Origin of the sequence: Streptomyces sp. NPDC004609 (genome assembly GCF_042873655.1) — a bacterium.
In the GTDB taxonomy this organism is placed as follows: domain Bacteria; phylum Actinomycetota; class Actinomycetes; order Streptomycetales; family Streptomycetaceae; genus Streptomyces.
The window spans coordinates 50,377-76,783 of sequence record NZ_JBIALS010000004.1 but is presented as its reverse complement, the minus strand read 5'-3'; the positions used below and the strand labels follow the sequence as shown (position 1 = coordinate 76,783).

Here is a 26,407-nt window from a genome sequence, read left to right as displayed (position 1 = left end):
GTGCGGCACATGGTGCCCGGGTCGAGTGGTGCCCCTCTATGGAACTGCGGCGCCGACGGTATCCAAGCGCCCGCCACTGTCGGCAGCGGCCGGTACGGTTGCAGCGAGTGTTGTGGTCCGCGCCGGGTGCCGGGGCCGATCGAGTACAAAAGGGAGTGGTCGCGGGTGACGAGTGGGCGTCTGACCCTGTCGTGGGTCGGCAGGGACGAGGCCCTGCGAAACACAGCGGACGGCGGATACGAGTGGGTCTCACGGCAAGATCCGCGGGTTACAGAAGTCCGCCTACTGCAGGAAACAGGCAAGGCAGGCGATGTCACCGGCACGGCAGCCGACAACCTTCTCATTCATGGCGACAGCTACGACGCCCTGCTGGCCCTGGTCCGTAACCCGGAGTACGGTGATCACTACCGCGGCAAGGTGAAGCTCGTCTACATTGATCCGCCGTTCAACACGGGCCAGGCTTTCCAGCACTACGACGACGCGCTTGAGCACTCTGTCTGGCTCACGATGATGCGTGACCGGCTCCTGCTTATCCGTGACCTGCTTGCCCCTGGCGGATCGGTCTGGGTTCATCTGGACGATGCCGAGATGGCCTACTGCCGCGTTCTCATGGATGAGGTCTTCGGGCGTGGCAACTTCGTCGGGACTGTCGTCTGGCAGAAGATCCACGCGCGCAATAACTCAGCCCAGCATCTCTCCTCGGTCCATGACTACCTCCTCGTCTACGCTCGCTCCAAGAGCGATCTTGTCCTCAACAAGATCGATCGCACGGAGCTGAGCGACCAGGAGTTCTGGAACCCGGACAATGACCCTCGCGGCCCCTGGCGAAGGTCGGATCTCACGGCTTCCCATGCATACGAGGACGGACGCTATGAGGTGGTCGGTCCGCACGGGGACGTGTTTTCCCCGCGAGGAAACCGTTGGTGGTCGTGCTCAAGGGAGACTTTCGACTCACTACGTGAGGACAACCGGCTCTGGTGGGGGAAGACGGGGCGCACCTTCCCGTTCAGAAAGCGATTCCAGTCGGAACTGGGTGGCCTCGTGCCTACCACATTCTGGACGCACGACGAGGTCGGCGACAACCGCCAGGCGAAGGCCGAGGTGACCAAGCTCTTCGACCGGTCCCGGATCTTCTCGACCCCGAAGCCTGAGGCTCTCTTGAAGCGCGTGATCCAGATCGCTACCGATCCGGGCGACGTGGTCGTCGACGTCTTCGCCGGTTCGGGCACTACCGCTGCGGTAGCGCACAAGATGGGACGCCGGTGGGTGACTGCCGAGATCCTCGAAGAGACGGCTGAGACCTTCACCCGTCCCCGCTTGGAGAAGGTCGTTGCCGGCGACGACCCGGGGGGCATCACGAAGACCGTTGGATGGGAAGGCGGAGGCGGCTTCAGGAGCCTCAAGGCATCGCCGTCCGCGTTCGAGATCGCCGATGGCCGAGTCTTCCTCGCGGATTGGGTGAAGGGCGAAGACTTTACTGCCGTCGTCGCAGCCCAGCTGGGCTTCATGTATGACAGCGCGGACGGTGGGCCGTTCTGCGGTACGAAGGGACGTGCCCGGCTGGCCGTTGTCGACGGCGTCGTGGACGAGGTCGTGGCCCGAGGCGTTATTGGGCATTTGGACGAGGGAGAACGAGCAGTGATCGTCGGCAGGGGCATCACGCCCGAAGCTGAGAGTCTCGTTGCGGAGCTGAGCCGAGGGTCCAAGGTGCTTAAGGCGCCTCGCGATCTGGTGCGTCGCGGGAAGGCTGTGCGATGACCTGGATCGACTACGACGCCTCGCTCGTGGACGACATCGCCGCGAGGTTGGACCTTCGGGCACCCAACGCAGCGGCCGTCCGCGCGGTTGCCGAAGCGATCGCGGACGGGAACGGCCGCGAAGTGGTGTGCGACCTGGCGACGGGCGTCGGCAAGACGTACATCCTTGCCGGCCTGGTGGACTACCTGGCAGCCCAGGGAGTTCGGAACATCCTGGTCGTCACGCCAGGGACGACGATCCAGGATAAGACGGTCGCCAACTTCACTCCCGGGCATCCGAAGTTCGTGAACGGCAGCGATGCCGAGCCGTTGGTGATTACCTCGGAAAACTTCTCCCGGGGACAGGTGGGCGATGCCCTGCACGACGATACGATCACGAAGCTGTTCGTCTTCAACGTGCAGCAGCTGATCCGGCCCAGCGACAAGACGTCCAGAAAAGTCCGGGCCCGAGACGAGTTCATCGGCACGGGTCTCTACCAGCACCTTCAGCAGGTAGAGGACCTCGTCGTCATCGCAGACGAGCACCACGTCTACAGCTCAAGAGCCAAGTCATTCAACCAGGCCATCGAGGAACTGGGCGCGCGGGCGGTCGTCGGACTCACCGCGACACCTGCACCAGGTGTCAAGCCGATCTTCCAATACTCCCTTGCCGAGGCCATTGCCGACGGCTTCGTGAAGATCCCTGTGATCGTCTACCGCCCGGATGGCCGGAAGGACGAGAGCACGGTCCTTGCCGATGCTTGCCATCTGCTGCGGATAAAGGACGCCGCATGGACTGCCTGGGCAGAAGCACAGGGCAGGACCCCCGTGCACCCCGTGTTGTTCGTGGTATGCCGTGACATCCCTGACGCCGAGCGCGTCGCAAACAGGCTGACAGCCGATGACATGTTTCCCGGTGAGGGACAAGTGCTCACCATCACCTCGCAGTCGAGCGACACCGCACTGCGGGCCCTGGCTGCGGTGGAAGAGGCCGACTCGCCGGTACGCGTCGTGGTCTCGGTGAACAAGCTGAAGGAAGGCTGGGACGTCAAGAACATCGGGGTGATCGTCGGCCTGCGAGCTCTTGCTTCGGAGACTCTGACGGAGCAGGTCCTCGGTCGAGGGCTGCGGCTGCCCTATGGGCGGAGGGTCGGCACTCCCATGGTGGACACGGTTGACCTTGTTGCCCACGAGTCCTACCGGCAGCTGCTGGCCAACAAGGACGCGCTGCTGCAGCAGGTTCTGCCCGCTGACGGCGGTGACCTGGACAAGGGCCGTCCGCAGCCGGCCCCTGTTGCGAACCAGCCGAGCAGCGGCGATGAGCAGCAGATCCTGACCTTTACGTCACGCCCGCGTGTCATCGGCGACGACTTGGTGGACGGCTCTCCGCTGCTGCATGTGGAGTCGTTTGACGCTGTCATGGCTCAAGGCAAGCGGGACGCGAAGGCCGTTGCAACGCTCCGCACCAAGGTCCCCGGTGCACCGACGATCCGCTTCCCCAGGCGTGAGCGGGAGATTCTTCCTGTTCGTTTCTCCTTCAGCTACATCGACAATGCGGCCGCGCGGTCTGAGGGTGCCGCATACAAGCACGAGTTCAAGGTCCCGCTGGTGCGGCAGGCGGTCGACGCCCAGCGTGGCCTGGACAGCAAGGTGGGCACGTTCGTGACGGCAGCCGAATCGGTTGACGCCACCCAGAAGTTCATCTCGATCTCTGAGCTCCGCAACGATCTCTTTGGGCGGATCTGGAACACCGGATACGTGGAGGAGACGCTTGCCGAATCCCGAGCGGCCGAACGTGTTGTCCGCGAGTTCTTGGCGGGAGCCGGCGTCACCGCGGAAGACCAGGAACACGAGTGGAGTGAACTGCGTGCCACCCAGGCAGCAACTGCCCTCGGAAAGTTGGTCAAGACCGCCTACGACACCCGTAAGCTCCAGCCCACTTACGCCTTCCGGCCGGTAGACGTCCCGACTGTTCCCCCGCCGCCCATGCCCTCGAACGTCGTCAGCAAGTGGGCGGATTTCCGTAAGGACCTTTGGTACGAGGGCTGGGAGCACTCAGTCGAACCGGTTGCCTCCTTCGACGCCGGCAGTACCGAGTACGCCCTGGCGCACCTGTTCGACGCGAGCCCCAGCGTCCAGTGGTGGCTGCGCAACTACGATCCGGGCCCCATCTGGATCGAGCGGGACAACGGGAAGAAGTACTACCCGGACTTCATCGTCCTCGATGCCGAGGGAACGTACTGGGTCGTGGAGGGCAAGGCCAACGACCGAGCGAATGATCCCGAGGTGCTGGAGAAGCGGCGAGCTGCTGAGGATTGGGCGCGCTTCGTCCGGGACTATGGCGAGTTCGGCACGTGGCGGTACATCTTCGCGACCGAGAAGATCATCAAGGATGCTAAGGGATCGTGGGAGTCCCTGATCGCGTTGGCCAAGCCGGAATGATCAGCCTTGCTGCGTGAGCAGGTGGGGCGGTGCCAGAGCGGACCAGGTGGCTTGCCGATGAAGGGAATAGGCCCCTGATCAGCGGCAACGAGATTTAGGGACGTTTTCCGGCCCTTCGGGGTGATCTTGTGGACCTCGTGATGTGGGTCTCGGGCTTAAATCTGGAAGGTGCCTCAGTAGGCCAGGTCAGACATCGTCTGGCCTGGCCTACTTGTTGCTCTGGGGCGCCTACGCCGTGAGTCTGTTTGCCCTTGTGGCGGAAGATGTCTGGGGCCAGGGGTTGGGCGCCGAGGGAATGAGGTCTGATCCCATGGGCTCGCATCTCGGGCTGCTGAACTTGATCGGCCGATTTCGGGTGATTGCCTGACAGGTGAGGGATGGGTCGGGTAGATCTGTGCAGGTGACTGACTCCATGCCTCCCGAGGACGGCGAGCCCACCTCCTTCGTCGAGAAGACGGAGAACTGGTATGGGAAGCACAAGCCGAAGATCCGCGTCGCCCTCGGCGTGACTCTGGCCGTGGGCCTGGCGGTGGTCGCCCATCTCCATGAGCAGGTGGAGGCCGAGAGGAACGACGCCGAGGACATCGGGGATTCCGAGTCGTTCTCCGATCCTGAAGCCACGGACGAGCCTCGTCAGTCCTTCCTCGACCCTGACCGCGATCCGTTTCTTCGCAGGCTCCCCGCCGGTCAGCGTGCCAGCGAGGAGGCCAACGCGAGGTACAGGGAGCTGAGGGGCTGTGACCTTCCCCCTGGTTACACCTGTGTTCGCCCGTGGTCCTTCCTGACCGGGATGACGAGGACGAAGACCCCGGCGAAGTTGCAGCCTGAGCGCCTGGGCGGGGGGTCGCCGCAGCAGCTGATCCTCGTATGATGCTCGAATGGTCAACTTGAGTGCCGTGTTTGGGATTAGCGCAAACGCTAACTCGAAGTCCTACGTGGACAGGGGAGGGCTCGACGCCCGTTTTCGGCAGGCTCTTGCCGCCGACCGGCACATCGCGGTTCACGGTGGTAGTAAGCAGGGGAAGACCTGGCTCAGGACCAAGGGGCTCGAAGGCGAGGCCACCATCGTCGTTCAATGCACGCCGGGGGCCACCGCAAGCTCGCTCCTCCAAGAGGCGCTAGGCCGGATTGGCGTGCAGGCGGTCCTCAAGATGACCAACAGCCGTGACCTTGAGGGGAGTCTCGACTTCTCAGGCTCCGGTGAGCTTGGAGCCAAGATTCTCGCCAAGCTCAGTCTGACGGGGAAGTTGGGGGCCAAGGCCAAGATCCAGCAGGGTAAGGAGCTTCAGCCGATCGGTCAGACCGCGGCCGATTTGGCTTGGGTCGCGGAGACGATCGCGGCGTCCGACCACAGGCTTGTCCTGGAAGACTTCCACTACATCGATGAGACCGTTCAGCGTGAACTCGCCTTCATGCTCAAGGCGATGGGTGAGTATGGGCTATTTGTAGTGATTGTGGGGGTGTGGCCGAAAACGCACCTCCTCTCGTACTACAACGGCGATCTTGAGGGGCGCGTCGACGATATTCACCTGACCTGGAGCGATGCCGAGCTGACCAGAGTTCTTGTTCAGGGTGCCGACGCTTTGAAGATCACTTTCTCGGCAGCCTTGATCGCAGAGTTGGTCAGGGAGGCGTCGGGGAACGTGGGGTTGCTTCAGCGACTGGCTGAGCAGGTATGTACGGCTGAGCAGGTCTACTCTTCGCCGGGGTTCGGAGGGGCACGCCGGAACCTCGATGTTGGCGCCTCCCTCGCTGTGGCTCGTCAAGCTGTTGCTGATCAGATGGAGGGCCGTTTCGAGACTTTCGCCGACAACTTCGTCCGAGGGATGCGCCGGCTTCCGCAAGGGCTTGAGGTCTACAGGCACCTGCTCGAGGCCGTCACCGATGCCAGCGACCAAGAGCTGCTCGACGGCATCGACTCTGCAGTCCTGCTGCAGCGGATCGCATCTCATCCCGGTGGAGCTGCAATCCGGGCCTCGGACCTGACGCAGGCCCTCGACCGCATCGACAGTCTGCAGCTGAAGATCGGTGTGCAGCCTCTTGTGCTCACCTACAACAAGTCCAGCCGAAAGCTGTTCCTCGCGGATCGGTCCTTCCTGTTCTTCCGGAGGCACGGCAACCCGATCTGGCCGTGGGCCGCAGGCGCTCCCGATATCACTAACGATCTTGCCCAGAGTGACCCTCTGGACTTCTGAGCATCCATGGGGCCAGTGTGCATGCCGGGTCCTGTGCGTGAGCGCTGCGTGAGCGGACTGGGTGGCACGAGGGAGGACCAGGTGTCACGGTGATCACGGTTGCAAGCCTCTGGTCAGCGGAAACGGGATTCGGGGGCACTGCCCAGCACCACCCGGGATGATCTTGTAGGTCCTCGTAATGCGTAGGTCTCGGGTTCGAATCCCGAAGGCGGCTCCATGGTGAACCCCAGGTCAAGCATCTGGCCTGGGGTTTCTTCTTTCCGTTGACCTGGAATTCGGGTAAATCGGGCACCTGTGGTCTGTGCGTCGTAGTGCGTAGGTCGTAGATACCGTTTCCGTGACGGAATCCAGGTGCTGAGCCCCTTGAGCCGGGGTTTTCACGTGCTTCCGACTGTTGATGCAGGCTCACGTGAACGGTCTCCGGTGGACGAGCGGTGGACGGCCTTGCGGCGGCGGTGCGGGTAGCGGCCGAGTGCCTCGCGGTGGGAGCTGTTTCTCTGGCCTTGGCGACAGCGGGCCGCTGTCTGTCGGCGTAGGCGGCTTCTGACGAAAACAAGGGTGCTGGGCTTCGGCTGGGCCGTACCACGGCGCCGGTGTTCTCAGCGTGTGCACCGCACCCGGATCGGTGCAGCTTGCGGCTACCGCTTCCTGGGATTGGTCTGCCCAGGTGAGGCGACGGGGCACAATGGGGTGGTGCAGGACGATGAACTTCTCGGCCGGGTGCGGGAGATGCGTGCGCGTGGCAGCGGCCCGAAGCAGATCGCCAAGGTGCTGGGGTTGCGCCCGGCGCAGGCCACCGCGCTGGTTCGGCGGGTGGCGGAGGCCCAGCAGACAGGCGTCGAGCCGGCCGAACGTGCGGTGGTGGGCTGCTTCGTCAACGCCGGCTGGAGCGTTGGGCTCGGGATGGACGCCGCTCCCGACTGGGCGGCGTCCGACCCTCTGCACGCCCGGGAGGATCTCGGTACGGGCGGGTTCGCGCAGGTGTTGCTGGCTCGGCGGGAGCGCGCCAGCCGGGTGACGGTATGCGGGTTCCTGGTGGACGTGTACTGCCTGGGTGTCAAGAACGTCACCGGTCCGGAGGTGATGGGGGCCGGATCGTTTCAGGCATACGCCCGCTCCTACTACTCCGCCTTCGACCACCCGCCGCTGAGCGTCGGCGTGGAGCAGGTCCAGGCGATCGTCCACGGCGCGGTCGCCTACGCGCGCGCTCTGGGCTTCGAGCCCGCCACTGGATTCGATGCGGCCGTTGGGCACTTGGGCTCCGCGCCGCCCGGCCTGCCCGAGATCCGGTACGGGCAGGGCGGCAGACCGTTCTACATCTCCGGCCCCCACGACGACCCCCGTGCCGTCGTACGGCAGCTTGAGCGGACCTGTGGCGCGGACAACTACCGCTACATCGCACACCTGTAGCACAGGTGTCGGAGAGGCATCACCTGTGACAACCGAGCAGGCGTCGCGCGGCACAGTGCGGTGCACTGAGCAGGAAGCGCGGGGCCAACCTGCTCGCGTACTGCGGCTGTGCGCGGCCGGGAAGCTGTCGTGCTGCCAGAAGACGCACCGCCCGGGTGCGGCCACGGTGGCGGCTGTCGCCGAGATCCAGCAGGACGGCGACTTCTACGCGGCTGACCCCATCGCCGCCTTCGCCTGGCCGCTGCTGCTCCAGGCCGGAGGCCTCGCCGAACTCACCGCAGGAAAACTGGCGTTGACCACCCGCGGGCGGGCAGCCCTGGCCAAGCCGCCCCATGACACCCTCAGGCTCCTGTGGCAGCGGTGGCTGAACCGCGCCGTGCTGGACGAGTTCTCCCGTATCGAGGAGATCAAGGGCCAACGCGCATCGGCGGTGCTGTCCGCCGCAGGGCCCGCCGCAAGACGGTCGGCCAGGCCCTCGGCGCCTGCGCACCGGGGCAGTGGACCCAGGTGGACGGACGACCTGTTCGCGGCCATGCGCAAGAGCGGGTTCGACTTCACCATCGCGCGCAGCGACCGCGCCCTGTGGAAGCTGTACCTGCAAGACCCGCAGTACGGCAGCCTCGGCTACGACGGCTTTCACGACTGGCCCCTGCTCCAGGGCCGCTACACACTCGCCGTCCTGTTCGAGTACGCCGCCACCCTCGGCCTCATCGACATCGAGTACGTTCCGCCCGTCGGCGCCCGTGAGGACTACCGCGACAACTGGGGCGGCGACGACCTCGACCAACTCTCCCGCTATGACGGCCTGCTCGCGCTGCGCCTGAACCCACTCGGCGAGTACGCCACCGGCCGCGCCACCGCCTACATCCCCGCGCCGGCCCCCCGTCGACACAGACTGCCGCGGCATCAAGGTCCTGCCGAATTTCGACATCGTCGCCCTCGACGGACTGCGTCCCGCCGACGCCCTGCTCCTGGACGCCAGGTGCTGCTGGGGTCAGGTGCCAGATGCCTCGAAGGTCTCGATCGTGCAGCGGGCCGCCCCGCTGCGCTCGATCCTGGCGTCGCTGGTGATCAGCGGAACACCGAAGCTCTCGGCGAGGGCCACGTAATGCGCGTCGTAGACGGAGAGGTTGTTCGACAGCTCGCGTACGCGCTGCCACAGGACCAGCGTGGGGTGCAGATCGACGGCGAGGGCCTGGTAGTCGGTGATCGCCTTCAGGGCCTCCTTTTCCGTGATCTTCGGCTTGCCCCCTCGCCGACCGCGAGCAAGCCCGAAGGCGGCCGAGGTGATCTCGTAGTCCAGCAAGCCCGGCGCTGCGAGAGTATCGGCGCGACCCACCCGCTCACGGATCGCGGTTCCCGTCTTGCCGTGGTCGAGGAGGAAGTGCACCAGGCTGGAGCAGTCCATGACGATCAACGTCGGTCCCGCCCGTCCTCGATGGCGTCGAGGATGTCGGTCGTCGTGAGCTCGGTGCGGGTTTCACGCTCCAGGCGTGTGGCCATCTCCGCGAGGGTGGGCCTAACAGCTTCCCGGGAGAGAAGCTCCAGGGCATAGGCCTGGAGCGACTTGCCCGCCTGCGCGGCGCGGGCCTTCAGGGCGTTGACTGTGTCCTCCGGGACATCCCGAATCGTGATCGCGGTCATGCCTTCACTTTAGCGGCAATGCAGGCAATATGCAGTCGCTGTGGGCTGGTCGTGCTGCATGCCGGTGCTGCCTGGCAGGTAGCGGCCAGGACGAGGTGCTATCGGGGATGCATCTGTAGAGGAACCCACTGGCGGATGGCTTGTAGGGGTCCGACAGTGACCTCCGCTCGTCTCTGCGACCGGTCGACAGCATCGCTGGTAGCCCGGCGGCAGCCACACTGGCGGGCCCGCGAGAGCCCCACCGGTGGACAGCCGGTGGACAGACGCCTTTGGACGGTGCAACGCGAGGCGTCACGGGTCAACAGGTCGCACGTGCTCCGATCAGGAAAGACGTCACCAGCAGCACGAGCAGGCACCACGCAACAGGATCCATCGCGGTCTCGTCATGCGTAGGTCTCGGGTTCGAATCCCGAAGGCGGCTCAGTCCGAAAGCCAGGTCAAGATCCGTCTGACCTGGCTTTTTGTCATCCAAGCCCTTGTCACGGCGAGGGCGGGCGTCCCGACCGTGCTGCCCGGTCCGGGGGAGTGCATGGGTGCAGGCGGCGTGCGGAGAGGTGCGGTGGCAGGGGTGCCGGTTTGGCTGGGCGGTTCTGCCCGGGTGCCGATCAGATCCGACTGCTGTGAGGAAACGCTCCGGGATCGGCTCGTAGGCGCGGGCCGGCTCCTCGGCGGGCGCTCGGGCCGCAGGGGACGTTCGTCCACGAGGGATGTCGTCATGGCGCGAGAGCGAGTCCGAGGGAGGCGATGGCCAGTGCGAGGAAGGCCCCGGGGAAGGCGATGTTGTGGAACACGCGGGCGCGAAGGTGGGTGACCACGGCGCCGGTGTAGAACAGGACGAGCCCGATCGCGGCGGCGATACCGATGGGTCGGACGCCCAGGAGCCCGATGGCGAGTCCGGCGGCTCCGGCGGTCTTCAGTGTGGCGAGCGCCGGGAGCCAGGACTGCGGGACGCCCACTTCGGCTGAGTTGGCGAGGACGAACCTGGCCCTGGCGAAGTCCGTGATGGCGATCGCGGCGTTGACGGCGATCGTGACGGAGGTGACGACGATGTAGGCGATGGACATGGTGTGGACCGTTCAGGAGGAGAGGCGGTGAGCACCGAGGAGTCGCAGGGGCAGTGGTGTCGGTCTGGTGCCGACGGCCCACTTGGCCACGGCCGACTGGAGTTGTCGTGCCGCTTCGATGCCGGGCAGTGGGTTCAATCTGTGGGCTCTTGGCTTGGCGAGCCGGTATCCGTGTGCTGTATCCACCCTCGGTGGTTCCTGGGGTTGCGTCCAATACCTGCGTCTATAACCTGATGGCATGGATGTCGACACGCGACTGCTGCGCTACTTCGCCGCTGTGGCGGAGGAGGGGAGCCTCACCCGAGCCGCGGAGCGGCTGTTCGTGTCCCAGCCGGCGCTGACCAAACAGATCAAGCAACTGGAGGCCCAGCTCGGCGTGTTGTTGTTCACGCGGTCGCGGGCCGGTATGGCTCTCACCGAGGCCGGCCGGACCTTGGTCATGAAGGTGCCCGCGCTCCTGGCCGGCTGGGACCGGGCGCTGCGGGAGACGAAGAGGTCGGCCGACCACGCGGCCCGGGTGTTGCGGGTCGGTTTCGTGGCCAGCGCCGCCAATGAGAGCACCCAGCAGATCATCGCGGCGTTCGCCCGGCGTCGGCCGGGCTGGCGCGTGGACATGCGGCAGGCCGCGTGGTCGAACCCGACCGCGGGACTCGCCAGCGGTGACGTCGACGTTGCCCTGCTCCGGTTGCCCTTCCCCGGTCAGGACGCACTGCGAGTGGAGGTGCTGTTCACCGAACCCCGCTGGGTCGCGCTCCCCACGGCCCACCCCTTCGCCGCGCGTGACCAGATCCTCTTCCGGGATCTGTGGGATGAACCCTTCGTGGCGGCCCCGCCCGAAACGGGCTGGTGGCGGGAGTACTGGCTGGCCGCCGACGAACGGGAAGGCCACCCGGTGCGTATCGGCGCTGTCACCGACCAGCCCGACGAATGGCTCAGCGCGATCGCCAACGGCTACGGGGTGGCTCTCACCCCGGAGTCCTCAGCCCGTTTCTACGCGCGCCCCGGCATCGTCTATCGGCCCGTCAGCGGTGTCAGCCCCAGCCGGGTCGGCATCGCCTGGGCGCCCTTTGACGACACCGACCCCGTCGTCCAGGACTTCGTCCGCTGCTGCCGGGACAGCGGGCCGTCCCCGCCGGGCGGAACCCCCGCCTGACCCGACGCTGCGGATGGACCGGGAAGGGCCTCGGACGCCCCCGCCGACGCGCAGCCGTTCGTTGCGCGGTCAAGTCGGGCGGGACGATGTCCCAGGTGCCGCATCGGGTCAGGCCGGCGGAGCCGGCCGGTGCCGCCAGCCGTGGTTGTCGAGTCGGCACCGTACTGCGGCTCGTTCCAGCGCAAGCCGGGTGAGAAGGACGCGTACACCATGCTGTCCCCGGGCGAGGGCGTGCCGGGAGACCGCGCGTACGAGGCGTCGGGTGCGGCTCTTGCCCCGGTACGGCGGGCGAGGCGGCACGCCGGGGCCGGCACCGACCGCACCCGCGTGGTCCCCGCTGTGACGGCGGACCGGCGAGGGGCGGGGTGAGGGGCGCCCCGTCAGGAACCGCGTCGTACGGTCCCCGGCGGTCACGTGGCCATGCGGTCACCGGCCCCGGGACGGGAGGCGGGATCTCGCGAATCACCGGCGGGGCGTCCCGGGCTTCACCCGCGGGCGCCATGGCGGGACCGACAGTGTGGTCCATGCGCGCAGCAGCCACTCCAGCGGGCCGTAGGCATGGCGCTTCAGCCACCAGCGGGAGGCCACTGTCTGCGCCGTGAACAGCGTGACCGCGATCGCTGCGACGCCGATGGGTGCGACGCGGCCGACCAGGGCGGCCCCGTAGCCGGTGAACAGCAGGGCGCAGACCAGGGACTGGCCGAGGTAGTTGGTCAGCGACATCCGTCCCGCCGGTGCGAGCGCGGTGACCACGGCCCGGCCGTGACGGCCTTGGGCGAGTCGGAGCACGGTCGCCGCGTAGGCGGCGGCCAGCAGCGGAGCGGTGATCACGTCGAGGCCCATGGCGAAGACCTGGTAGGCGGACTCGGGATGGTTCACGCTCGCGTCCGCGTACACGAGGGCGCCGCCGAGCCCGGCCGTGAAGCCGGCCCACTGGAGCCTGCGCAGGATCCGCTGGTGCCGGTCGGTGTCCGCGAGGGCCCGTCGGCGTCCGGCCGCCAGGCCCAGGAGGAAGGCGGCGAGCGCGGACGGCGCCTGGAAGAAGATCAGCAGGAAGGCCATGTCCGGCAGTGCCTCCAGATGCGCTCCGATGACGGAGACCGGGCCACCGCGCAGGGCCTCGGTCGCCTCGGCCGCGGCGGAGGCCGCGGACCGGGGGATCGTGCCGCCGCCCGACTCGGCGATGGCGAGCGCGACCAGTGCGTATCCGATGGCGGTGACCGTCAGCAGCGCGACGGCGATCCGTACCGCCGTGCGGGGCCGGATGCCGCGCAGCGCGAGCAGGATCAGGCCGAGGACGGCGTAGAGGGTGAGGATGTCGCCGGAGAAGAGCAGGACGGCGTGGACGGCACCGAACGCGAACAGACCGGTCAGCCGTCGCAGGAAGCCCGGCACGAAGGCGGCGTGCCGGCGCTCGGCGGAGTCGAGCAGCAGCGTGAAGCTGTAGCCGAACAGGAACGAGAACAGCAGGAAGAACTTGCCCTCGAAGAGGAGGGCGACCAGCAGGCGGACGGCCTCGGTCACCGGGCCGCCGAGGCCGGGGTCCTCCAGGCCGGTGCCGTGGTAGGCGGAGGCCATGTAGGTGATGTTGACCATCAGGATGCCGAACAGCGCGAAGCCGCGCAGTGCGTCGACCTGCGCCAGCCGGGCGCCACCGCCCTGCCGCTGTTCCGCTGCCGCAGGGGGACGCGGGGGCCCCTGAGTGCGTGACCGAGCTTTCACGGCAGCTCCAAACTATCGTTAGTGAAACGGTCGTATGGAAAACGATCGTAATATAGTTGATGCCGGGTGCGTGGAAGGGTGCGACGACTTCCGCCGGGACCGAGGAGGACCGTGGGCGCACGACAGGAGTCGGCAGGCCCGGGCGGCAACAGTGCCCCCCGCCTGCACCGGGGGATCCCGGAAGGGGCCGAGCGGCAGGTGGCCGCCCTGTACTGGGAGGCGTTCGGCCGCAAGCTCGGCGCCGCCCTGGGGCCGCCCGAGAAGGGCCGGGCGTTCCTCGCGTCCCATCTGCACCACGACCGCGGCATCGCCGCCCTCGACGCCGAGGGCGGGATCGTCGGCGTCGCCGGATACGACCTCGCGGGCCGCTCTCTGACCGGGGGCTCCGCGCGTGACGTCCTGTCCGGCTACGGCCTGCTGCGGGGGCTGCCCCGGCTGGCCCTCCTCGCCCTGTTCGAACGGAGACCCGCCGAGGGCGAACTCGTGATGGACGGCATCTGCGTGGCAGCCGCGCACCGCGGCTCCGGCATCGGCGGCCTGCTGCTGCGCGAGGTCGCCGCCGTGGCCGCCGAGAACGGCTGCTCACGCGTCCGGCTCGACGTCATCAGCGGCAACCCGCGCGCCAAGGCCCTGTACGAGCGCCATGGCTTCACCGCCGTCGGCACGCGGCAGACCTCGTTCCTGCGGACCCTGACGGGCTTTGACGCCGTGACGACCATGCACCGTCCTGTCACTCCGGACGACCTGGGCGAAGGAGGCACTCGATGAATCACGGGGACACACCGGAAACGGGCCGCCCGGAGATCCCCACCCGGCTGCTCGTGCACGCCCTGGTCCGCGAGGACGGGACCGTCGACGCGGGTGAGCTCTACGCCGTCGCCGGCCTCCTGGGCATGACGGACCAGCAGGTCCGGCTGTGCGTCAAACGCCTCGTCACCGAAGGCCGGTTCACCCGGGAAGGCCGGGGGCGCAAAGCCGTCCTGCGGGCTGTGGCCGATGCCACCGGAGCCGTCGCCCCCGATGCCGGCCATGTCCGCCACGCCTACCGGCAGGACCACGGACTCGCGCCCTGGGACGGCATTTGGCACCTGTTCGCCTTCGCCGTCCCGGAATCGCGTCGCACCGCCCGCGACGCCCTCCGGGGAACGCTGCTCCACCTGGGCGCGGCGCCCGTCCAGGGCGGCCTGTACGTCAGCGCCAACCCCATCGCCGAACCGGTCGAGGCCCAGGCCCGCCACCTCGGCGTACTCGACACCGTCACCTTCCTCACCAGCACCGACCTGCGCATGGGCGACACCGGGGACCCCCGACGGCTGGCAGCCGCCATGTGGCCGCTGGAGGAGATCGCCGCCCGGTACGAACAACTCGCCGCCTTCGCCACGGCATGCGCCCGCCACCTGGCGAGCGGGCCACGCCTGTCCGGGGCCGAACGGCTCACCCTGGCCGTGGAACTCGCCGCGGAGTTCACCCGCGCCATGGAACCCGACCCGCTCCTGCCACCGGAACTGCTGCCTCAGCCCTGGCCCGGCAGCCGTGCCCGCCGGCTTGCCCAGGAGTGCTGGACCGCCCTTCGCGCTCTCCCCGCCGCGCACGGCACCCCCACACCACTGCCCCGCCTCTTCCGCCTCTACAGTGACGCCGTCACCCCACCCGACGGGCAGTGACGACCACGGTGACCCCTTGTCCGCGAGCCGGGAGCGCCCGCCCCGGATGACGGCCGCGGGCCCGGGGCTCCAGGGGTACGGCGGCCCCCGGGCGGTGCCTCTCCGTGCTCGGGACGGGGCGGGGTGGGTCGCGGTCGGAGCGTCGGAGGGCCGTCGCGGATGGCTCAAAGCCCCCTATGTATAAGGGAGTTGAGCAGATAAGCACCTCTCCGTGTGCCCTCGGTCACAATGTCGATCCATCCGTTGTGATCACGGGGAGTGAGTGGTCTACTCCAATGCGCGTTCAGGATGGACGCGCCGTCCCGGGTTCCGAGAGATCACGGGACCCGGGCCGTCAGAACCACCACGGTGCACCGACGGACAAGAAGAGGCGAACCCGTGAAGTTCCTGACCCGACTCGGCGACACCCTGCTGAACAGACTGGCCCCCGAGACCGAGGCGTGGGCCGCCGACAACCCGTGCCTGGGCAGCTGCTCCGGCGCCTGTCTGACCTCCTACACCCAGGAAAAGTGCATAGCCAACCGGCTGCACATGCGGTGCTGTTACTCGGGCGGCGGCGCCTGTCCCGCTCCGTACTGCGGTCCCTGGAAGAACTGCGGTCTCACCATCTGCTCTCCCGGCCGCTGACCGCGATCTTTCACGAGGAGGGCCCGTGTTCCGCCTGATGTTGCTCCATTCGACGCGTCATCGGGCCAGGTCCGCGGCCCTCCTTGCCGGGATCCTGGTGGCGGTGTCGGCGTTCGTCGTGCTGACGGCCACCACGGAGTCCAGCAGGCTCACCGTCACGGGGACCGTTTCCAAGAGTCGCGGTGCCTACGACATCCTCGTCCGCCCCGAGAACGCGGTGCAGGAACCGGAGAAGGCCGAGGGGCTGATCCGCCCCAACTCGCTCTCGGACGTCTACGGCGGCATCACCCTCGACCAGGTCGCCGCCGTACGGCGCGTTCCGGGCGTGGACGTCGCGGCGCCGCTCGCTGTGCTCGGGCACCAGCCGGAAACCGGGGCGGTCGTCGTCGACCTCGCGGCACTGGTTCCCCAAGGCACCCGGGGGACGTTCGACCTGGGCCGGACCTGGCGGTACGACCGGGGGCTGTCGTCCATCACCCAGAAGCCGTACCCCGTCTTCATCACCCCTCACCGCCTGGAGGCCCGCCCCGGCCCCACGGTGCAGCGGCGGCACGCGACCACCGGCGTGTCCATGCAGCATCAGACCTACCGCCACTTCGAGGTCCTCCCCTCGGGCCGGCGCCGTGAGGTGTGCCAGGGCAGCGCGGGGGCGCAGGAGAACGTCACCAACCTCGTCGGCACCGTGAAGTGCCTGAGCTGGTCGGGGACCACCTACAAGGGGGGGCTCCAAGAAGGGTCGTACGGGCCGCTGACGTGGGTGCCCGTCAACCTCCCCGTGTCGTACCTCGTCGCGGGGGTCGACCCGAAGGCCGAGTCCGAGCTGTTCGGGCTCGACGGCGCGGTGACCCGGGGCCGGTACCTGACCTCCGCCGCCCCGGCCCGGCTGCGGTCCCGACCGGCCGACGACCCGGCGTCGGCCCTGCAGATGCTCCGCTCCGAGCGCACCGCGACCGACCTCACGGTCTCGGTGACCCTCACCCGCCGGGGCGAGGACCGTCCGCTGCTGCGCAAGCGGTACGAGGCCGGGGCCCGCTACCTGCAACATCCCGTCGGCAAGGTCAGCGACATCGCCACGGGCGCGTTCACGGCCACCAGCCCGGTCACCTACGAGCGGGCGGACGACGGCACCCTGCGGCCCCGCCGCGTCGAACGCCCCGCGCGCTCCGAGACGCTCCTGCCGCTCGACGGCCAGGACACCTGGTTCCGCACGATCCTGCCGCAGAACCAGAACGTGTCGGGGGGAACCATCCTCCCCGAGATCGTCGGCACCTTCGATCCCGAGCGGCTGCCCGAATTCGACGCCGCCGCCCGGCTGCCCCTCGGCACGTACGGCGAACCGGCCCTCTCCGGTGCGGACGAGCGTTCCCGCAAGCTTCTGGGCGGAGGGGCGATGCGGCCCGCGTCCTCCCCCACCGCGTACATCCAGCAGCCGCCGCTCATGCTCGTCTCGATGGAGTCGGTCAAGTGGCTCGCCGAGTACAACCACCTGTCCTCCCACCGGCAGACCGTCGCGCCCGTCTCCGCGATCCGGGTCCGGGTCGCCGGGGTGACCGGTGCCGACGAGGTCTCCCGGGAACGGGTGCGGGTCGCCGCCGAGGAGATCCGCGAGCGCACCGGACTGCACGTGGACATCGTCCTCGGCTCCTCCCCCGAAGCGACGACCGTGGCGCTGCCCGCCGGGGAGAACGGACGCCCCGAGCTGGCGCTCACCGAGTGGTGGAGCAAGAAGAACGTCGCCGCCCGGATCATCGAGGCGTCCGACGCCAAGTCCCTGCTCCTGCTGGTCCTGGTACTCGTGGTGTGCACCCTGTTCGTCGCCAACGCGGCGGCGGCCTCGGTGCGTTCGCGCCGCGGGGAGCTGGGGCTGCTCGCCGCCGTGGGCTGGCGCCGACGGCAGCTGTTCACCGTCGTCCTCGGCGAACTGCTGCTGCTGGGGACCGTCGCCGGGGTGCTCGGGACGGCCGTGGCCTGGGTGACCGGCCGCGCCCTCGGCATCGACGTGCCCGTCGTACGGGCGCTGCTCGCCGTCCCGGTCGCCCTGGTCGTGGCACTGGTCAGCGGGGCGGTACCCGCCTGGCTCGCCGCACGCGTCCAGCCCGTCGCCGCGCTGCGGCCGGCCGTCACCACCGGGCGCCGGGCCCGGATGTTCGCCGGGGTGACGGGCATGGCCCTGGCCGGTGCCGTACGGGCCCGGGGCCGCAGCCTGCTGGGTGCCGCCGCCGTCGCCACCGCCGCCGCCGCGACCCTGCTCCTCCTCGCCGCGACCTCCACGTTCCGGGGGACCCTCGCCGGTTCGCTGCTCGGCGAGACCATCTCGGTGCAGGTGCGGTCCACCGACGTCGCCGCGGTCGTGACGATGGTGCTGCTGTCCACGGTGGCCGTGGGCGATGTGATGTACCTCGGGGTGCAGGACCGCGCGTCCGAGTTCGCGCTGCTGCGGGCGGTCGGCTGGGGCGAGGGTGTGACGACCCGGCTGGTGCTGCTGGAGGGGATGTTCATCGGTCTGCTGGGCTCGGTGGCCGGAACGCTGCTCGGCGGGGCCGCCGCGCTGTGGCTCGCACCGGGCGGCGGGGCGGGCTCGCTGCTCCTCCCGGCCGCCGGGGTCGTCGTCACGGGCACGGCGCTGTCCGCGGCGGCCGGCCTGGTCCCCGTACTGATCCAGCGGCGCAGGTCCGCGGCCCGGCTGCTGGCGGAGGAGTGAGGGTGATCTACGCGGTGCTCACGGCACGGCTCGCGCTCGCCGGGGTCCTCCTGGTGTCCGCGATCGCCAAGGCACGGTCCTTTGAAGACGCCCGGGCCATGACGGACGGACTCCTCCGCCGCGTCGGCCCCGGTGCCCGCCGCCTGGCCCGGCCCGCGGCCGCCGCCCTGATCGCGGCGGAGGGCGTCACCGGGCTCGCCCTGCTCGGCCCGGGGGAGACGGTACGGCCCGGGCTCGTCGCCGCCGTCGCGCTCACCGCGGGATTCACCGCCGTCGCCGTCGTGGCCACCGTCTCCCGCGCCGAGGTGTCGTGCGCCTGCTTCGGCCGCCCTACCGCGCGACTGGGCCGACGGCACATCGTGCGCAACACGCCCCTGCTGGGCCTGGCGGTCCTGGGCCTGGCGGGAGCCGGGGCGGGCCCGGGGGCGTCACCGGCGCCGCCCGCCGTCGTCCTGTGCGCCGTGACGGCGGCGGTGATCACCGTGGTGACCGCCTTCTTCGACGACATCGCCGACCTGTTCGCCACCCCGTGACGGCGCGGCACGCGGGCCTGCTCCGCCCTCGTACCAGCCGCCACCCGCACCACTCGCACCCGACACCCCGACACCCCGACTCACCGGACGAAAGGGAAGTGACATGGTCTACGTGTCCGTAGCACTGCTGCTCCTGGGAGCCGTCACCGCACTGAACCTGGTGCTGAACCTCGCGGTCATCCGGCGGTTGCGCCGTCACGAGGAGGAGCGCAAGCGGCCGTACGAGACCGTGGATTCGGGCCCCCCGACGGGTGAGCCGCTGCCCGTCTTCACCGCGGTCGCCACCGACGGGACGCCGGTGACCTCGGACGCCCTGAAGGGCCGGGAAGCCGCGCTGACGTTCCTGTCCACCAGTTGCGGCGTCTGCGTCACGGCCGCCGGGGACCTGCCCGAGTTCGCCCGGCGCACCGGGATGGACGCCGCGCAGATGGTGGTGGTGATCGCCGGGGACGACGAGACGGCGGCCCAGGAGATGATGGCTCCGCTGGCGGGGGTGGCGACGGTGGTGCGGGAGGAGACCTCCGGCCCGCTGTCCACGCGGTACACGATCGAGGCCACGCCCACCACGGTGATGGTCGCCCCGGACGGCACCGTCACCTACGCCCAGGCCGGCACCAACCCGGTGCTGGACCGCCTGCCCGCGTGAGCGGGAGCCGGGACACCGGGGCACACCGACTCGGTGGTGCACGCGGGTTCGCCACCGGTTCGGTCGCCGCCCTGGAGCTGACCTGGCGCGCGGGTCCGGTCACCTTCGTCTGCCATGTCGTCCTCACCGTGACGCAGGGGCTGCTGCCCGCCGGGGTCACCCTCCTGACGAAGTGGCTCTTCGACGCGCTCCAGTACGGCCGGGACACCGCCGGGCTCTCGCCCCTGGCGCTCGCGGTGGGCGTCGGCACGATCACGGCGCTGATGGCCGTACTGCCACTCGCCGCGAGCTACACCCAGGCCCGGCTCCAGCGCGGCATCGCCCACTTGGCCCAGCGGCGCCTGTACGGCAAGGTGAACGGGTTCGTGGGCATGGGGCGCTTCGAGGACCCGGAGTTCCTGGACCGGCTGTGGCTGGCCCAGGACTCGGCGACCAGTGCGCCGGGCCAGATCACCACCTCGATGTTCGGCCTGGTCCAGCAGGCCGTCGCGGTGACGGGGATGGTCGCGGTCCTCTCCTCGATCTCTCCGTGGCTGACGGTCGTGACGATCGCGGCGGCGGTGCCCGTGCTGCTGGTGCAGGTCCTTCTCGCCCGGCGGGAGGCCGGGCTGGCGTGGACGATCAGTCCCCGCAACCGGCGCCAGCTCTTCTACCAGAGGCTGATGCTGGACGTCTCCGCGGTCAAGGAGGTGCGGCTGTTCGGCGCCGGGAGGTTCCTGCTCGGCCGGATGGACACCGAGACGCGCGCCATCAACGCCGCGGAGGAGCGGCACGACCGGCGGGTGCTCGCCCTCCAGTCGCCGCCCGCCCTCCTCGGCGCGCTCATCACCGCGGGCGGGCTGGCGTGGACGGTCAGCGGCGCGCTGTCCGGGCGGTTCGGCGCCGGGGGCGTGGCGGCCTTCCTCGCCGCGTCCGCCGGCGTGCAGGGGGCGTTGGCCACCGGGATCTCCTACATCACCGCCGGCTACCACGCCCTGTTGACGATCCGTCACTACGTGGAGGTGAACCGCCTCCCCGCCGACCTCCCGGTGCGCCCCGACCCGGTGCCCGTGGCACCGCTCGCGGACCGTATCGCGTTCGACGACGTCTGGTTCCGCTACCGGGAGGACGGCCCCTGGGTGCTGCGCGGGGTGAGTCTGACGATCGCGCGGGGCGAGTCCGTCGCCCTCGTCGGCCTCAACGGCGCCGGCAAGTCCACCCTGGTCAAGCTGGTCTGCCGCCTGTACGACCCGACGCGGGGCACCGTGCGGTGGGACGGTACGGACATCCGCGAGATGGACCCGGAGCTGTTGCGGGGCCGGGTCAGCGCGGTGTTCCAGGACCGCGTCGACTACGACCTGTCGGCGACGGACAACATCGGCATCGGGGACCTGCGCCATCTCGACGACCCCGAGCGGATCGCCGACGCGGCCCGCCGCGCCGACGCCCACGGCTTCCTCAGCGAACTGCCGCGCGGCTACGCCACCTTGCTGTCCCGTACCTTCCCCGAGGCCGACGACGAGGAGACGGGCGAGCCGTCGGCGGGGGTGGCTCTGTCGGGCGGTCAGTGGCAGCGCCTCGCCCTGGCCCGCGCGATGCTCCGCGAGGGCCGCGATCTGCTCATCCTGGACGAGCCCACCGCCGGCCTCGACCCCGCCGCGGAACAGCGGTTGCACGAGCGGCTGCGGGCCCACCGCGAGGGAACGACCAGCCTGCTGATCTCCCACCGGCTGGGTACCGTGCGCCGGGCCGACCGCATCGTGGTCCTGGCGGACGGAAGAATCAGCGAGTGCGGCAGCCACGGCGAACTCGTCGCTCTGGGCGGCGAGTACGCACGACTCTTCGCGCTTCAGGCATCCGGATACACCGAGGACGAGAACGAGAACGAGGACGAGGAGGTGGCGGTGTGAGCGCCCCCATGGACGAGGCGGCCGAGGCGGAGCCGCCCAGGGACCGGAAGGGCCCGGCGGCCGGGAGAGGCTCCGCGAGCCGGAAGGACCCCCTGGTCGAGGTGAGCGGCCTGTGCAAGACGTACGACGGCGGGTCCGGGGCCCCGGTACGGGCCTGCGACGAGGTGGACCTGCGGATCGAGGAGGGGGAGACGGTCGCCCTGACCGGCCCGTCGGGCTCGGGCAAGTCCACCCTGCTGTACCTCCTGGGGGCGCTGGAGCAGCCCGACTCGGGCACGATCGACGTGGCCGGGCAGCGCGTCACCGCGATGAAGCGGGCGGAACTCGCGGCGTACCGGCGCCGGGTGGGCTTCGTCTTCCAGCGGTTCCACCTGCTGCCCGCGCTCACCGCGCTGGACAACGTCATCGCGCCCGTGCTGCCGTACCGGGTGGACTTCGACCGGCGGGCCAGGGCACGTGAGCTGCTGGCCTCGGTGGGGCTGGAGGGCCGGGAGGAGTCCCTGCCCTCCAAGCTGTCGGGCGGGCAGCAGCAGCGGGTGGCCGTCGCCCGCGCCCTGATCGGCGACCCCCGGCTGATCCTGGCGGACGAGCCGACGGGCAACCTGGACTCCCGGGCCGGAGAGGAGGTCCTCGACCTGCTGGCCGGCTTGCGGGACCGGCACGGCACGACCGTGGTGCTGGCCACCCACGACCCGGACGTGGTGGCCCGCTGCGACCGGGTGGTCCAGCTGCGGGACGGCCGGATCGCATGAGGTGGTCCCTCGTCCTGCTCGTCGCCCTGGCCGGTACGGGCGCCGCCGCCGTCGCCGCGTGGCGGGTACGGCAGCGCTATGTGGCCGTGACCGTGCGCGGCGGGAGCATGCTGCCCACCCTGTCCGACGGCGACCGGGTGCTGATCCGGCGCGGCGCGCGCGGGCTGCGGCGCGACGACATCGTGGTGGTCGCCTGCCCCGATCTGTACACCTCGTGGCGGGAGAGGCCACCGGTCTCCGGTGACCTCACGGCCACCGAGTGGTTCATCAAGCGGGCGGTGGCGCTGGCGGGTGACCCGTTCGGCGGCGGACCGGTACCGGCGGGCCATCTCGCGGTGGTCGGCGACGGCGCGTACAGCGACGACTCCCGGAGCCACGGGCCCTGCCCGGTGGACCAGGTCCTGGGCGTGGTGGTCCGCCCCCTGGGCCGAGCGGCCCCGGCACACCCCGTACGCGAGGACGTTCACCCGAACCCTCGCCGCTGACGACGATCCGGCAGCCGGTGAGCGAGCTGACCACACAGGCCACGGAGATGCTGCCGGCCCGGATGGGCGAACCGGGCCGGCAGTCGCGCCAGGTCTTCCTCGCCACCAGTCTCGTCACGCGCGGGAGCAGGGATCCGTCGGCGGAGGGGCCCGGGAGTCCTGTGTCCCGGGGCCAGGACCTCTGAGCGTCTGACGGCTGTACGGCTGCGGGCGCGGTGTCGGCCGGTGGCGGTGCCGGTGCCCGATGGCGCGCCGGTTCGACGTTGTCACCTTTCATAGGAGACACACGCACTGGCTCTTTGCTCCGTCGGCACCGAGTGCCCCGGGGCGGGTGATCCCTCGTCATCGGGAACGAGGAGCGGTCCCGGTCGTCGTACGGGTACGGCCGACCGGGACCGCCGTATGGGGGTGGGCTCCATGCGCGGGGGTTACGAGTCAGGTGTGAGTTCCCCGGGGGTCGGGCCCGGGATGAGGGTGGGGGCGCAGTGGGGGCAGGCGTAGAGGGTTGTTCCGTACCTGTCGGCACCGGCTGCCCACCGGACTGGGATCGGTGCGGTGGTGAGCCTGCCGCAGTAGCAGCAGCGGACGGCGGGTGCGGGCGGGAGTGATGTCAAGAAGGAGTCGGCGTTCACGGGGTGGCCTCCACCGTGGAGACGGTGTCGGCGGGCAATAGGGCGCCCCGAAACATGTGGGGGAGATCGATTCCCCGGGGCGCGTAGTAGAGCGTGGTCCGCTGCCGCCGCTGCGGTAACCGGCGGAGTTGGAGGGTGGTCTCCGCTTGCTGCTCGAAGATCGCGCGTGCTTGTTCCTTGGTCGGTCCGGTCCACGGGCGGGACCACGGGTTCACCGGTACGGGCATGGGCTTGGGCTCAGGGTGCCCTGTCAGGTACCGGCCGGTGTGGCGTCCGGGCCCGGGGCGGCATGTCCTCAGGAGGAGTGCGAGCACCCGTGCGAGGGTGCGGGGGATACAGTCGGGCATACGTCGTTCAGCTCCAGTTGGCTGTTCGGCGGAGCCTCGGCGGACCGGGCCTATTCGGTCCGTCGGGGTGCTTTCGTGTGATGGGCCAGCGGGTCAGGAGCGGGGGTTGCTCACCCGTGGGCGTCCGGGCTGTCGGGGTCGGTCAGAGCCCGGAGCAGTTCCGCGAACGCGCGGTCGAGTTGCTGGTCAAACTCGGCGTCGAGCCGGGCGCGTGCCTGTGCGGCGAACTCGGGGTCGCTCTCCAGACGCTGTAACTCGGACATGAGCGCCCGGCGCTGCCGACGCGTCGTCGTCAGCCTCCACATCAGGCGGGGGAAGCGTTCCCGTAACCGGATCTCCGCCGCAACCAAGGCGAGTACGAGCCGTACGTAGAGGAGCGTCACAGCGGCCACCTGTTCCGGCGTGCCCGGTTCTCCTCACGCACCCGGGCACGCAGCGACCGCAGCACCTCCGAGTCGGCATCCGCCTGATCCGGCCCGTCCCCGGCGGGGGGCGCGTCCGGGCACGTGGGTAACCCGCACCTGCACGGGGGCCAGTCGAGCGCCGATCGGACCGGGGGCTCACCGTTCTCGGGGAAGTCGAGATTCACCAGCCGACCCCTTTTCGGTCCGTGGCCCGGCGGTGGGGATGCTGCCGGTGATCTCGCTGTAGTGGCGTACGTCTCCGACGCTGCCCCGGTGCTGTGCCGACGCACGCCCCCGCCCCGCAGCGGCACAGAGACAACAGCCATCCACGGGTGCGGGCTCCGGGTCGGGAGTGGAGGGGGCGTGTAACCGGACTGGTAAGCCGGTCGCTGGCTCCGTCACGTCATCGGGTGCTGAACGGCCCGAGTCCGTGCGCCTTCCCGCGTGTTCTCCTGACACGTCGCCCCACCCGCCCGTGATTCGCCTGAGTGACGACGAAGCTACGGAGAGGCAATTCTCTCGTCTGTGGCACTTTGATGACCTGCCACATCGAAGTGCCCCAGGGTTCAGCTACAGCGGCAGCCCCACGACGTCAGCCATGGTCCGCATTTCAGGTGTCAGCGTCCGACGACCCTTGACGATCTTGGAAAGGACGTCCCGGGCGTACCGCTGATTGGGCAGCCATTCCGGACTACCGGCCCTGATCTGTTCGAGCTTCCCGAACGCCTCTGAGAACTGGCCCGTCTTTGCGTAGGCGTCCGCCACATCGAGAAAGTGGCGGTTGCGGTTGTTGGACGTCACAGTCTTCAGCGCGGGTCCCGGAACCAGCTCTGCCAGTCGCAGTACGGCATCCGGGCGGTCAATGACACCCGCGTTCTCAGCGATTTTCAGCTTCACCGTGGTTGGGCCGAATGTTCGCCGAAGCTCGTATTCGTGCGTGTGCTCGCGCCCCAGCAAAATAGCCGCTGCTTGAGCGAGCTTAAGCGCGTCCGCCGCCTGTCCGGCTTGCGAGTTCCGCACTGCTGCCGCCGACACCCGGAGCAGCATCCACCCCCAAGTGCTCAGCTCCGCCGCAGTGGCCCGCGAGATACGTGGCTCGGTCTCGTCAGCCCACTTCACGGCTAGGTTCAGTGCCGTGTCCAACTTCCCCTGACGCAGCAACAGCCAACACATCGTGTTGACGGTCGCTGCGCCTTCCATACGGTCCGCAGAGTCGTCCAACGCGCGCTGTAGGGCGGTCTCTGCCGCGTCGAACTGACGCGTCTGGACCATGAGCCACCCGGCAAGCTGCAGAAGCCGTACGCGGATGGCGCGCCCCTCCGCTCCCAACGCTTCCGCGTCTCGCAGTAGCGGAGGCAGTACTACGGCGAGGCTCCCGAACTCGTCCTTGCGGAAAAGGGGTTCCGCCGCGCTCAGCGCATCTCGTACACCGGCCACGGTCGGTTGGTCGTCGTCTGGTTCCGGGATGAGCGGGGGCTGTTCGAGGGCGGCGCGTACGGCTTTCCAGCGCGCCTCGGTGCCTGCCCGGGGTCCCTCTTCGTTAGGTCCCCCCGACAGACGCATGGTCGGCACACGGAGTGCGACGGCGAGTTTCCGCAGCGTCTCAAGGCGGGCGGTCTCCCGCTCCCCCTGCTCCAGTTTCCGGATGATCGACAGTGAGACGCCCGAGGCTTCAGCGAGACCCTGTTGCGTGAGCCCCCGGCGCTTACGGACTTCCTTCACGTGCTTACCCGCGTTGCTCATATCACGAGAGTACGCCCGCTGTTGCGGCGGGGGTCAGATGTAACGGCGCGCTCTGCGACCGCCGTTCCCCGGTCGGGTGGTGTTCGGGAGCGGCCATGACAGGGGGTCCCATTCCTGGCGGTGTGGTCGTCGACCTTCGCGCGCGGGCGGGGGTGCGACCGGTCGGGCCTTACGTGTAGGGGGTGGTGGAACCGGTTCCTCGGTCCGTGTCGGTCTGTGCCAGCGCACCGGGTGTCTGATGGCTGGTCAGGGGGGGAGTGCACGCACGTGGCCGTACAGGGCGTGCGCCCGGGTGATGGCGTCCGCGATGGCGTCAAGCCCGTACAGCGCCCCGTGACGCTCGTCCGCGCCCCGGGTGCGGTCGGGCCCGGTCCCTGTGATCGCGATGTGTCCGGTGTGCGCGAGCGCCCCCGCGATCACCGCGCACGTGTGCGCGTGGGCCCACCAGCCTTCCCCGGCGTCCAGAACGACCATGGCCCCGGGCGGGTACGGCCGGAAGGTGTCGGGGCTCAGGAATCCGGCCCGGATCTCCCCGGACTCCTCCACGTCCGGAACATGGCGGTGCAGCGCCCGCACCACGGGCCCCGGACCATGGCCGGTGCTCACCGGGTCCCCCCG

General features: G+C 69.3%; 25 protein-coding genes. 17 read left to right on the top strand and 8 right to left on the bottom strand.

What is annotated here, in order from left to right; translation table 11 throughout:
* Window positions 1-165 precede the first annotated feature (165 nt).
* The 5 genes from ACFYT4_RS05120 to ACFYT4_RS05100 all read left to right on the top strand — a co-directional run bounded on the left by ACFYT4_RS05120 (window position 166) and on the right by ACFYT4_RS05100 (window position 7,783).
* Complete coding sequence (locus tag ACFYT4_RS05120; RefSeq protein ID WP_073795366.1) at window positions 166-1,758, top strand: site-specific DNA-methyltransferase; 1,593 nt, start codon at window positions 166-168, stop codon at window positions 1,756-1,758.
* Complete coding sequence (locus tag ACFYT4_RS05115) at window positions 1,755-4,178, top strand: DEAD/DEAH box helicase family protein (RefSeq protein ID WP_389265402.1); 2,424 nt, start codon at window positions 1,755-1,757, stop codon at window positions 4,176-4,178. Before ACFYT4_RS05120 ends, ACFYT4_RS05115 begins: the two co-directional genes overlap by 4 nt.
* Window positions 4,179-4,578: 400 nt before the next feature.
* Entirely contained in the window at window positions 4,579-5,049 is a 471-nt protein-coding gene (locus ACFYT4_RS05110; RefSeq protein ID WP_389265400.1) for a hypothetical protein, read from the top strand.
* Window positions 5,050-5,056: 7 nt separating this feature from the next.
* On the top strand, window positions 5,057-6,373 hold the full coding sequence (locus ACFYT4_RS05105) for a hypothetical protein (protein ID WP_389265398.1): 1,317 nt from the start codon (window positions 5,057-5,059) through the stop codon (window positions 6,371-6,373).
* 693 nt (window positions 6,374-7,066) lie between these two features.
* Complete coding sequence (locus ACFYT4_RS05100) at window positions 7,067-7,783, top strand: hypothetical protein (RefSeq protein WP_389265396.1); 717 nt, start codon at window positions 7,067-7,069, stop codon at window positions 7,781-7,783.
* Window positions 7,784-8,777: 994 nt separating this feature from the next.
* Here the strand turns inward: ACFYT4_RS05100 and ACFYT4_RS05095 are convergent.
* The 3 genes from ACFYT4_RS05095 to ACFYT4_RS05085 all read right to left on the bottom strand — a co-directional run bounded on the left by ACFYT4_RS05095 (window position 8,778) and on the right by ACFYT4_RS05085 (window position 10,491).
* A complete protein-coding gene (locus tag ACFYT4_RS05095; protein WP_389265394.1) occupies window positions 8,778-9,191 on the bottom strand; it encodes a type II toxin-antitoxin system VapC family toxin in 414 nt (137 codons plus the stop codon).
* A 5-nt stretch (window positions 9,192-9,196) separates the two neighbouring features.
* On the bottom strand, window positions 9,197-9,427 hold the full coding sequence (locus ACFYT4_RS05090) for an antitoxin (RefSeq protein WP_389265392.1): 231 nt from the start codon (window positions 9,425-9,427) through the stop codon (window positions 9,197-9,199).
* Between the two features lie 713 nt (window positions 9,428-10,140).
* The gene (locus ACFYT4_RS05085; RefSeq protein WP_389265390.1) at window positions 10,141-10,491 is read right to left on the bottom strand and encodes a DoxX family protein; all 351 of its coding nucleotides are present in this window, start codon (window positions 10,489-10,491) and stop codon (window positions 10,141-10,143) included.
* Between the two features lie 238 nt (window positions 10,492-10,729).
* On the opposite strand from ACFYT4_RS05085, the gene ACFYT4_RS05080 reads away from it, so the two are divergent.
* Entirely contained in the window at window positions 10,730-11,644 is a 915-nt protein-coding gene (locus ACFYT4_RS05080) for a LysR family transcriptional regulator (protein WP_389265388.1), read from the top strand.
* 129 nt (window positions 11,645-11,773) lie between these two features.
* A complete protein-coding gene (locus ACFYT4_RS05075; protein WP_389265387.1) occupies window positions 11,774-12,013 on the top strand; it encodes a hypothetical protein in 240 nt (79 codons plus the stop codon).
* Window positions 12,014-12,106: 93 nt separating this feature from the next.
* Here ACFYT4_RS05075 and ACFYT4_RS05070 read toward each other — a convergent pair whose 3' ends face one another.
* Entirely contained in the window at window positions 12,107-13,366 is a 1,260-nt protein-coding gene (locus ACFYT4_RS05070) for a DUF418 domain-containing protein (protein WP_389265385.1), read from the bottom strand.
* A 111-nt stretch (window positions 13,367-13,477) separates the two neighbouring features.
* On the opposite strand from ACFYT4_RS05070, the gene ACFYT4_RS05065 reads away from it, so the two are divergent.
* From ACFYT4_RS05065 to ACFYT4_RS05020, 10 genes are all read left to right on the top strand, one after another.
* Window positions 13,478-14,134: a GNAT family N-acetyltransferase gene (locus ACFYT4_RS05065; RefSeq protein ID WP_389265383.1), complete on the top strand. Its 657-nt coding sequence runs from the start codon at window positions 13,478-13,480 to the stop codon at window positions 14,132-14,134.
* Window positions 14,131-15,030 (top strand): PaaX family transcriptional regulator C-terminal domain-containing protein, encoded by a 900-nt coding sequence (locus tag ACFYT4_RS05060; RefSeq protein WP_389265381.1) that lies wholly within the window; start codon window positions 14,131-14,133, stop codon window positions 15,028-15,030. Before ACFYT4_RS05065 ends, ACFYT4_RS05060 begins: the two co-directional genes overlap by 4 nt.
* A 378-nt stretch (window positions 15,031-15,408) precedes the next feature.
* The gene (locus ACFYT4_RS05055; RefSeq protein WP_389265380.1) at window positions 15,409-15,657 is read left to right on the top strand and encodes a hypothetical protein; all 249 of its coding nucleotides are present in this window, start codon (window positions 15,409-15,411) and stop codon (window positions 15,655-15,657) included.
* A gap of 25 nt (window positions 15,658-15,682) precedes the next feature.
* Entirely contained in the window at window positions 15,683-18,358 is a 2,676-nt protein-coding gene (locus ACFYT4_RS05050; RefSeq protein ID WP_389265378.1) for an ABC transporter permease, read from the top strand.
* Window positions 18,359-18,360: 2 nt separating this feature from the next.
* Complete coding sequence (locus tag ACFYT4_RS05045; RefSeq protein ID WP_389265376.1) at window positions 18,361-18,891, top strand: MauE/DoxX family redox-associated membrane protein; 531 nt, start codon at window positions 18,361-18,363, stop codon at window positions 18,889-18,891.
* Between the two features lie 103 nt (window positions 18,892-18,994).
* The gene (locus tag ACFYT4_RS05040) at window positions 18,995-19,537 is read left to right on the top strand and encodes a TlpA family protein disulfide reductase (RefSeq protein ID WP_389265374.1); all 543 of its coding nucleotides are present in this window, start codon (window positions 18,995-18,997) and stop codon (window positions 19,535-19,537) included.
* The gene (locus ACFYT4_RS05035) at window positions 19,534-21,426 is read left to right on the top strand and encodes an ABC transporter ATP-binding protein (protein WP_389265372.1); all 1,893 of its coding nucleotides are present in this window, start codon (window positions 19,534-19,536) and stop codon (window positions 21,424-21,426) included. The genes ACFYT4_RS05040 and ACFYT4_RS05035 overlap by 4 nt, the downstream gene beginning before the upstream one ends.
* Complete coding sequence (locus ACFYT4_RS05030; RefSeq protein WP_389265370.1) at window positions 21,423-22,178, top strand: ABC transporter ATP-binding protein; 756 nt, start codon at window positions 21,423-21,425, stop codon at window positions 22,176-22,178. Before ACFYT4_RS05035 ends, ACFYT4_RS05030 begins: the two co-directional genes overlap by 4 nt.
* Entirely contained in the window at window positions 22,175-22,663 is a 489-nt protein-coding gene (locus ACFYT4_RS05025) for a S24/S26 family peptidase (RefSeq protein WP_389265368.1), read from the top strand. Before ACFYT4_RS05030 ends, ACFYT4_RS05025 begins: the two co-directional genes overlap by 4 nt.
* 17 nt (window positions 22,664-22,680) lie before the next feature.
* Window positions 22,681-22,848: a hypothetical protein gene (locus tag ACFYT4_RS05020; protein ID WP_389265366.1), complete on the top strand. Its 168-nt coding sequence runs from the start codon at window positions 22,681-22,683 to the stop codon at window positions 22,846-22,848.
* Window positions 22,849-23,291: 443 nt separating this feature from the next.
* Here the strand turns inward: ACFYT4_RS05020 and ACFYT4_RS05015 are convergent, their stop codons facing one another.
* The 4 genes from ACFYT4_RS05015 to ACFYT4_RS05000 all read right to left on the bottom strand — a co-directional run bounded on the left by ACFYT4_RS05015 (window position 23,292) and on the right by ACFYT4_RS05000 (window position 26,395).
* Window positions 23,292-23,522, bottom strand: coding sequence for a hypothetical protein (locus ACFYT4_RS05015; protein WP_389265363.1), 231 nt, complete (start codon window positions 23,520-23,522; stop codon window positions 23,292-23,294).
* A gap of 230 nt (window positions 23,523-23,752) precedes the next feature.
* Window positions 23,753-24,025 (bottom strand): hypothetical protein, encoded by a 273-nt coding sequence (locus tag ACFYT4_RS05010; protein ID WP_389265362.1) that lies wholly within the window; start codon window positions 24,023-24,025, stop codon window positions 23,753-23,755.
* Window positions 24,026-24,616: 591 nt separating this feature from the next.
* Entirely contained in the window at window positions 24,617-25,789 is a 1,173-nt protein-coding gene (locus ACFYT4_RS05005) for a helix-turn-helix domain-containing protein (protein WP_389265360.1), read from the bottom strand.
* 246 nt (window positions 25,790-26,035) lie between these two features.
* On the bottom strand, window positions 26,036-26,395 hold the full coding sequence (locus ACFYT4_RS05000) for a hypothetical protein (protein ID WP_389265358.1): 360 nt from the start codon (window positions 26,393-26,395) through the stop codon (window positions 26,036-26,038).
* Between the last annotated feature and the right edge of the window lie 12 nt (window positions 26,396-26,407).